We start from the raw sequence: 1,705 nt of genomic DNA on the forward strand, positions 1-1,705 counted from the left end.
GTGAACAACGAAGGCGTGCTCTCCAGCGCGGCGAGCAACCTGGAGCTGCACGCCGACGGGCGCCTCATCAACAAAGGCGCGCTCATTGCCGGGGGCGACCTGAAGCTGCGCGCCCAGGGCATTGAGAACGCCAAGAGCGGACAGATCGCCGCGCAGCAGGCCGTTTCGGTGAGCACCGAGGGAGAACTGAACAACGCGGGCCTGATCAGTGGGGCCGAGGTGGACGTGCGAGCCAGCAGCGTTCACAACGCGGGCCTGATTGACGGCGTCGATGTGAGCGTTGCGGCCGGCGGTGTTCACAACACGGGTCGCCTCTACGGCGACCAACTGGCCGTCACCGCCGAGCGCGTGGTCAACGCCGAAGACGCCGTCATTGCCGCGCGAGAGCGCCTGGATGTGCAGGCGGGCGATGCCATCGTCAACCAGCGGGGCGCACTGATCCTCAGCGCAGGCGACATGGCGCTCTCGGCCGACCGGGTGGAGAACCGCTCCGCGCGCATCGAGGCTCTGGGCGATCTGGACATCGACGCGCGCTCCCTGCTCAACGCCAACGAGCACCTGCAGACCGAAGTCATCCGCAACGGCGGCGCCACCACCACGCGCACCCTGTACTTCACCGCCACGGGCGCAGTCGATGCGACCGAAGTCGCCTGGATGGCCGTCAAGCCCGTGGGGTCCATCTTCGGCGACGGGGAGTGGGACGAGTACAGCGCCCACGGCCGCTCCTGGCTGTTCACCCAGGCCAGCGCGCAGGCCCTGGCGGCATCCGACCCCGTCTACGCCGACCCGCGCCTGGCCACCTGGTACCACGGCCCCCAGCCGTATGTGGCCGCCGGCATGGTCACCCAAGGCAGCGGCGACAGCGAAACCCTCGTCTGGGCCGAGGCCCAGTTCGCCTACACCCGAGACGACCCCATCTGGGCCGCCCTGGGCATCGCCCCGCCCGCGGGCGACGCCCCCGGCCCCATGCCGCGCCCCCTCAGCGGCGACAGCGAAGTCAGCGGCGACACGCCCCAGTACCGCGAAGCCCTGCAGCAATGGCAGGCGCAGGCCGCCCCCTGGGTGGCCCTGGGCGAGAAGCTCGCCACGCTGCGCAGCGCCATCAACGCCGAGCTGCAGCCCTTCGACATCTACCAGCGCGTCACCGAGACCCAGCCCACGCTCAAGACCGTTCACAGCGAGCCCGGGCAGATCCTCTCGGGCGGCAACGCCCGCCTGAACATCCGCGAACAGTTCACCAACCAGGACAGCGAAGTCATCGCCGGCGGCACACTCAGCGCCCTGGGCGTGACCGCCAACAACCAGTCCACGCAGGTGCCGGCCGAGGTCATCCGCACCGGCACGGCCTACACCTGGGGCGTGATCGGCAAGAGCTGCTCCTTCGTCAGCGGCTGCGACCCCAAGTACGGCTGGCTCGAATCGGCCATCGACCAGCGCATCCCCACCACCCTGCAGGTCAGCGCGCTGCGCCACGAGCAGCACGCCAGCGACGCGCCCAGCGCTCCTTCGGTGAACCTGGGCTCAGCGCTGTTCCAGCCCGTGCCTGACCCGGCTGCCGGCGTCCTCTTCCAGACCGACCCGAACTTCATCCAGCAGCGCCGATGGACCGACGCCAGCGCCCAGTTCGCGCTGCTCGCGCTCGACCCCAACACCCTCCAGAAACGCCTGGGCGATGGCTTCCTCGAACAGCGCCTCGTGCGCGAGC

1 protein-coding gene is annotated in these 1,705 nt (G+C 69.9%); it reads left to right on the top strand.

The window, feature by feature from the left end; genetic code table 11:
- Window positions 1-1,705: hypothetical protein (locus tag GTO19_RS06480; RefSeq protein ID WP_291017489.1), on the top strand; the 1,705-nt coding region annotated here is incomplete at both ends.

This window comes from Hydrogenophaga sp. (assembly GCF_011772445.1).
Classification (GTDB): domain Bacteria; phylum Pseudomonadota; class Gammaproteobacteria; order Burkholderiales; family Burkholderiaceae_C; genus Hydrogenophaga.